Source organism: Bacillus sp. AP50, from assembly GCF_040492675.1.
Taxonomy (GTDB): domain Bacteria; phylum Bacillota; class Bacilli; order Bacillales; family Bacillaceae_G; genus Bacillus_A; species Bacillus_A cereus.
The window spans coordinates 44,962-51,699 of record NZ_JBEUTW010000103.1; the positions used below are offsets into that span (position 1 = coordinate 44,962).

The following is a 6,738-nucleotide window of genomic DNA, read 5'->3' on the forward strand; positions in this document are numbered from 1 at the left end:
AGAATAGCAGGAACGAAATAGCTCCATCCGACATTTCGTGCACAACTTTGTAGGGGACATTTTTAACCTTACAAAATTGTAATGTTCCTGTAAGGAGAATGAATGGATGGTATGATATCCCAATGTTATAGTAACAAAGTACTTTTGTTCAGTAGGTTAAATTTTTATATCTTTACTTATGCGTCTTACATAACTGTCATGTTTGTGTAAGAAACATCGATAGTGGCAAGAGTAGAGAGTGTATATAGTTGAAAATAGAGAATAGAAGAAATGAGGGATGTCGAGATGAAAACAGTGTTAGAAGCAAAAAATATTGAAAAAGTGTACGACACGGGTGGGAATAAATTTGCAGCGTTAAAAGGTATTAACTTACAAGTAAAAGAAGGTGAGTTCGTTGGAATTATGGGACCTTCTGGTTCTGGTAAGACGACTTTACTAAATGTTCTTTCTACAATTGATAATGCGACGAACGGTGAAATTTTAATTGATGGAAAAGATATTGTAAAGATGAATGATGATAAGTTAGCGTTATTCCGCCGTGATCATTTAGGTTTCATTTTCCAAGATTATAACTTATTAGATACGTTAACGGTGAAAGAGAATATCGCTTTACCACTTGCGTTATCAAAGGTGAAAGCGAGTGAGATTGATCGCCGCGTTCTTGAAATCTCAAAGAAATTCGGTATTGATCATATTTTAAGTCAGTTCCCATATCAAGTATCTGGTGGACAGAAGCAGCGCTGTGCAGCATCGCGTGCAATTGTTACGAATCCAAGTATGATTTTCGGAGACGAGCCAACTGGAGCACTTGATTCTAAATCTGCAACAGATTTACTTGAAAGTATGAAGTCGTTAAATGAATATGATAACTCAACAATTTTAATGGTAACGCACGATGCATTTGCAGCAAGTTATTGTAAACGAGTTATTTTCATTAAAGATGGTGAACTATATAAAGAATTACACCGCGGTGAATCGACGCGTAAACAGTTCTTCCAAAAAATTGTTGACGTAATGTCTTCTATTTCTGGAGGTATGGCTGATGACCTTATCTAGCATTGCCCTCCGCAACATACAGCGGAACTTTAAAGACTACTTTGTATATTTTGCATCTATGATTTTTAGTATCGTTATTTATTTTACATTTAAAGCACTGCAATATAATTCACAAATGGAAAAAGCAGCAGAAGCTTCAAAAAAAATTAGCGGAGCGTTCCAAGTTTCAAGTGTGATGCTTATCATCTTCGTAGCAGTGTTTATTATATATTCGAACGGATTCTTTACACGTAAACGTAAAAAAGAAGTTGGACTCTATTCCTTATTAGGTATTCGTAAAAGACAAATTGGTAAAATGCTCTTTTATGAAAATATGTTAATGGGATTAATGTCATTAGTAATTGGGATTGCGATCGGTAGTGTCCTTTCAAAATTATTCCTTGAGTTATTAGTAAATATGATGGGATTAAATTTAAACGTTCATTTTGAAGTACCGATGGCTGCCATTATTGATACAGCAATTATTTTCTTTGTGATTATTTTATATACATCACTTCAAGGATATCGTTTAATTTATCGCTTTAAGTTAATTGAACTTTTCCGTGCAGAACGTGAAGGAGAAGCAATGCCAAAAGGATCTGTCATTATGGCATTAATTTCAGTTTTCTTAATCGGTTCAGGTTATTTTTTAGCATTAATGTACATGAAAGCAGTTATGTATGCAGACTTTATGGTCGTTGCATTATATATTTTATTAGCGACAGTAGCAGGGACTTATTTACTGTTCATGTTCTTCACAGTATTTGTATTGAAACGTGCAAGAAATAATAAGTCAGCATTTTATAATGGTATGAATATGGTAACGACATCACAGTTACTATATCGTATTAAAGGAAATGCGAAATCACTGGCGACAATCGCTATTTTAAGTGCGGTAACATTAACAGCGGTTGGTACGTCAGTTACGATGTATTACAACACATTTACGCAATCAAAAGTTGCTGCGCCGTATAGTTATTCCTATGAGAAAAAAGATGCAGCATTAGATAAAAAAGTAAATGAAATACTTGCTGGAGAGAAGAATAATCACCCAGTCACATATGAATCAGAAGTTGAAATGATTCCTGTGAAGGGAACATTTAAAGGTGAAAGAGCTGATCAAGTTCTGAACACACACTATAATGTTACGAATCAGTACCAGCTTATTTCTCAATCAAGCTTTAATACACTTGTGAAACATTTAGATGTAGAACCTGTAAATTTAAGTGCGAATGAAGCTTTCGTATATGATAGCTTATATATTGAGAAACTTGATTTTGGTCCTCTTTATACAGGAAATACAGCTGTATTCCCTGTTGGAAACGAGTCAAAAGAATTAAAAATTAAAGGTGTAAATAATAGAAGCCTTACAAATTTAAATGAACTATTTGTAATCGTTCCTGATAAAACATATGAGCAAGTGAAACAAGTAAACGAAACGCGTACTGTAAAAAATATTGATGTAAAAGGTGAGCGAAATAGTAAAGAGTTAACAGCAAAATTAGCAAGCATTATGCCGGCTGGAGAATCAGAAGTTTTAAAACCATTTAACGATTTCTATACAGGATTCCAAATGGGGCTTGAAACAACAGGCTTAATGATGTTTATTGGGTTATTCTTAGGATTAGTATTCCTATTAGCAACAGGCTCAATCATTTACTTTAAACAATTAACAGAAGCAAGTGCTGACCGTGATCGCTACGTTGTTCTTCATAAAATTGGTGTAACGAAGCAAGAGATGAAGAGAGCTATCGCAAAACAAGTGAGCTTTATCTTTGCTATTCCGTTAGTAATTGGTATTTTACACAGCCTATTTGCACTAAAAGGTTTATCAAATATATTACCATTTGAAATTATGATTCCGCTTCTAATTAGTATCGGAGTATACGGCGCGATTTATATTGGATATTACTTCTTAACGGTTCGTTCTTATTATAAGATCGTGAGTGCGAAGTAATAAGGGACAGCTATCGCTAGAGGCGATAGCTGTTTTTTTATTCTTCATAAAATCTTAAGAAATCTCCTCAATTTTTGTTAAGAAATAATAGTTATACTTAGAAACAAGTTAAAAACTATTGAACGAATGAGGAGAGGTTTATATGCAACTCATAACATTCTTACATGAATTTATTAAACATCCGAAACATACTGGTGCAATTGCGCCAAGTTCAAAAATATTAGCAAAGAAAATGGTAGATGTAATTGATTTTAATAAAGCGAAATGCATTGTAGAGTTAGGTCCTGGTACAGGAGTCTTTACGAAAGAAATTATGAAGAGAAAGAAGAAGGAAACAATATTTCTTCTTATTGAAATTAATGAAGTGTTTTGCAAGGAACTAAAGAGAAAATTTAAAGATGAGCAGAACGTCATTGTTGTACACGGTTCAGCCGAAAATATAAAAAAGTATATAGAAGATCTCAATATAGAATGCGTGGATTACGTTTTATCGGGATTACCTTTTACCTCTTTACCAGAAGAAGTTTCAAAGCGTATTTTAAACAATGTAATGGAAGGGATACATGAGAATGGTGAATTTATTACATTTCAATATTCACTTGTGAAAAAAGGATTTATACAGCACTTCTTTCCTGAAATTACGCTAGAGAAAGTGTGGCTCAATTTCCCACCAGCGTATGTCTTTAGCTGTAAAAAAGAGCTAAGGAGAGCATATGCATAATGGAATTACATGAATTATTATCTTATATTGAACAATACGGTTATTGGGCATTATTTTTCTGTTTATGGCTAGGTATTATTGGTATGCCAATTCCAGACGAAATGATCGTAATGTGTGGTGGCTTTGTATCTTCACTAGGGATATTAAGTGTCATTCCTGCATTTTTATTAACATATTTAGGTGTTGTATCTGGGCTTTCTTTAGGTTATATATTAGGGAAAATATTTGGTACGAAAGTACTTGATAAGCTAATGAAAAAGAAAAAGGCGAAATATCTTTTGAAATCTCAACAAATGGTAGAGAAGTATGGTCATTATGCGTTAGTCACAAGTTACTTCATACCAGTTGTAAGACATATCGTACCGTATTTAGTTGGAATGAATAACATGCCATTTAAGACGTATGCTTTGTATTCTTATACGACAGGATTTGTTTGGACACTCGTTTACTTTGTGCTCGGTGCTTTATTTGGACAACACATTGAAAGTATTGTAGCGATTGCGATAGAATATGGTGTGTATTTTGGCGTGATTGTTTTTATTGTTACAGGTATTCTTTATTTATATAGACAAAAAAGAATCACACTGATGAGTAAATAGAAGTAAAGAAAGTTTCTTCCAGTATGAAGGACAAGATAGGATTATAAGTATAAAATTATCTTTATTTAATGGTAAAATATAGGTAAGTAGTTAAGGGAGGAAGAGCGTTGTGCTACTCATTTTTAGCCTTATCTTAATTGGAATTATGTGCAGTATGAAAATAGTATCTTTACACATGATAGAACGACAAAAGGTAGAGGAACGATATGTATATTGTCCAAAATGTGATACAAAAATTAGAAGAGGAAATTCAGCTCCTTTTTGTTCGAAATGTAATTTAATATTTTTAAGTAAACATTAATCCACCTAGTTCTCTTTCGTTTGTTTATTAGCTAAAATGGATTATGAATAACAATAGTATGTAAACGAAAATAAATATAAATGTACACATGGAGTGTTATATTTGGAGATTTTAATCATAGTAGGATGTCTAAACTGTATGGATGTTAACCTTTTTAGAGAAAGATATCCCAGCTAATTTAGTTTGGAAGATTGAAAGAATAGATTGAAAATAGATGAGAAGTGGAGTGCATATGATGGAGACACAAATCGTTATTGGAGTACCTGGTTTATGGAAAGATAGAACAGAATTAATACAAGAAGTTGTGAGTAAAAGTAACTATATATTAGCGGGAAATGTTATGCACCATAAGGAGAAAGAGATTGGCTTTGAAATTGATATATATGAACAAGAGGATCCATTTTATAATCCGTGTGGGGTATGGAAGTTAGAGAGTGCTTCGGCAAAGAAATCTATCTTTCAAAAATTGGGGAGTGTGCTAAAAGGGTGGAAAAATACATAAAAGAACAGAAGAGTATATGTGATAAATATAAAGCGGAGTATGTAGAATCTCCGAATGATTTGAAATTAGGAATAGCGCAAAATGTGAAAGATGGTATCGCTCCGATTAATGGGTTACGAATGCCTATAGAAAATGGAACGACAGGTTGGTACATTTGGGCTGGTGAAGAAATGGGGACAGAAGAAGATTTCTTTCTTCCTTTACACGTTCAACATATTGATGAATGGGCACCTGAAATAAAGAAGTATTTAGGGTTACCACCTGGTTGGAGATTTTTAATTGCTGGAGATTACGAGGACGTGTGGTATGATCCGAATTTGTTTGATGAAGATTTAGAAGAGGATGCAGATGAATGGGAAGAAAATATGCTACAAGAGTATGGATGGTACATGCATAGCATATTAGCAGAAGATATTGATGGCATCCATGCTAATTATCATACGCATGGTCTAAGAGATAACTTTAATCATCAAGATTTACAAATAGCATTAAATATGGATCCTGAAGTCGCGCATAGTGTTTTTTGTACCATAATAGAAGAAATAAAGAGCGGAAAAAAGTTTGAACAAGGGATTGAGTATACGAATATTATTGAAGGATATCCCATTATTATGAAGTCTTTCGTAGAGATGGATCGAGAAGTTTTGAGGGTTTTATTACCTGATGAAAGAGGGATTCTTCCTACGAGGCCAGAGTGTGATGAATGTTATAAGACTCAATTGGATAGTATTGAGGAAATTTGATAAAAAATAGCTTGAAACCATTCAAGCTATTTTTGAATTATTACATATGCTGTAAAGTAGGTTTTCGATTTGTAGTAATATCTGCTACTGAATAACGTTTCGTTTTATTAGTGCCAGTTAGCCCATTTCGTATTTAGCATATTTTTTTCTTCTTCTGAAATTATATTGTCTTTATACCAGGGTAAATGTTTACAGGTGAAATTATCAGCTACCCTTACGGCATTATAAAAACCGTTACTAATAAATTTTTTATTGTAAACAGCAAAAGTTGTATCAATTCCAGCGTTGAAAACTTTAGGGTTATTGTATTTAGTTATAGGAAAAAGCCAATACTGCATTTCCCATTCTGTTACTGTACATTTTTCATTTGACATGAGCTCTCTGTTGAAATTAGAAGTAGGTATAATGTCTAAAGCAAGGCCGGCTTTAAAGAGTGAAAGCTCGATTGTTAACTGCTTTAAATACTCTAAAAAGTTATCTGGCATTTTTTCATTAAAAGATAAATCAGGATCAGTTACAGCAAAAAAATCTGGAAGTAAATCGAAAATATAAGGAACGGCAAAAAAACGTGGTCCATAGTTGGCATTATTTTTCACTAAATTATATTTAGTTGATATTTGCTCATAAAAAGCAAGCAAAGCGGGAGCGGTTGAATTATTGTCCCAAATCCATATATCTTCACTTTTTATCTTTTTGTTTTCTAATTGTTTTAACATATTTTTCACATAAGTAAGGTTATTGAAGGCTATTACTATTATAGGAATGTTTGAATTATATTTTAAGTTTTCTATATTAGAGAGACTTAGTTCGTTCTTACATTCGAACACGATTTATAACACCTCCGAGCAAAAATAAAACACACTGCATTAGAAGCAACAAT

8 protein-coding genes are annotated in these 6,738 nt (G+C 33.0%); 7 read left to right on the forward strand and 1 reads right to left on the reverse strand.

Going from position 1 to position 6,738, the window contains the following annotated elements; genetic code table 11:
* Window positions 1-285: 285 nt before the first annotated feature.
* The 7 genes from ABWK52_RS09510 (at window position 286) to ABWK52_RS09540 (ending at window position 5,858) form a co-directional block, all read left to right on the forward strand.
* Window positions 286-1,056, forward strand: a complete 771-nt coding sequence (locus tag ABWK52_RS09510) for an ABC transporter ATP-binding protein (protein ID WP_000859655.1) — start codon at window positions 286-288, stop codon at window positions 1,054-1,056.
* Window positions 1,043-2,992, forward strand: coding sequence for an ABC transporter permease (locus ABWK52_RS09515; RefSeq protein ID WP_000176154.1), 1,950 nt, complete (start codon window positions 1,043-1,045; stop codon window positions 2,990-2,992). Before ABWK52_RS09510 ends, ABWK52_RS09515 begins: the two co-directional genes overlap by 14 nt.
* 142 nt (window positions 2,993-3,134) lie before the next feature.
* Window positions 3,135-3,713, forward strand: a complete 579-nt coding sequence (locus ABWK52_RS09520; protein ID WP_001176053.1) for a class I SAM-dependent methyltransferase — start codon at window positions 3,135-3,137, stop codon at window positions 3,711-3,713.
* The gene (locus ABWK52_RS09525; protein WP_098541241.1) at window positions 3,713-4,312 is read left to right on the forward strand and encodes a DedA family protein; all 600 of its coding nucleotides are present in this window, start codon (window positions 3,713-3,715) and stop codon (window positions 4,310-4,312) included. The genes ABWK52_RS09520 and ABWK52_RS09525 overlap by 1 nt, the downstream gene beginning before the upstream one ends.
* A 109-nt stretch (window positions 4,313-4,421) precedes the next feature.
* A complete protein-coding gene (locus ABWK52_RS09530) occupies window positions 4,422-4,613 on the forward strand; it encodes a hypothetical protein (RefSeq protein ID WP_097813958.1) in 192 nt (63 codons plus the stop codon).
* Between the two features lie 232 nt (window positions 4,614-4,845).
* Window positions 4,846-5,115, forward strand: coding sequence for a hypothetical protein (locus tag ABWK52_RS09535; protein ID WP_000970753.1), 270 nt, complete (start codon window positions 4,846-4,848; stop codon window positions 5,113-5,115).
* Window positions 5,100-5,858, forward strand: a complete 759-nt coding sequence (locus ABWK52_RS09540) for a DUF4262 domain-containing protein (protein WP_000417356.1) — start codon at window positions 5,100-5,102, stop codon at window positions 5,856-5,858. The genes ABWK52_RS09535 and ABWK52_RS09540 overlap by 16 nt, the downstream gene beginning before the upstream one ends.
* Window positions 5,859-5,965: 107 nt before the next feature.
* Here ABWK52_RS09540 and ABWK52_RS09545 read toward each other — a convergent pair whose 3' ends face one another.
* A complete protein-coding gene (locus ABWK52_RS09545) occupies window positions 5,966-6,685 on the reverse strand; it encodes a hypothetical protein (RefSeq protein WP_000461059.1) in 720 nt (239 codons plus the stop codon).
* Window positions 6,686-6,738: the final 53 nt, after the last annotated feature.

Coding starts and splice junctions, on each gene's coding strand:
- ABWK52_RS09510 (WP_000859655.1), top strand. CDS start 286: ATGAAAACAGTGTTAGAAGCAAAAAATATTGAAAAAGTGTACGACACG.
- ABWK52_RS09515 (WP_000176154.1), top strand. CDS start 1,043: ATGACCTTATCTAGCATTGCCCTCCGCAACATACAGCGGAACTTTAAA.
- ABWK52_RS09520 (WP_001176053.1), top strand. CDS start 3,135: ATGCAACTCATAACATTCTTACATGAATTTATTAAACATCCGAAACAT.
- ABWK52_RS09525 (WP_098541241.1), top strand. CDS start 3,713: ATGGAATTACATGAATTATTATCTTATATTGAACAATACGGTTATTGG.
- ABWK52_RS09535 (WP_000970753.1), top strand. CDS start 4,846: ATGATGGAGACACAAATCGTTATTGGAGTACCTGGTTTATGGAAAGAT.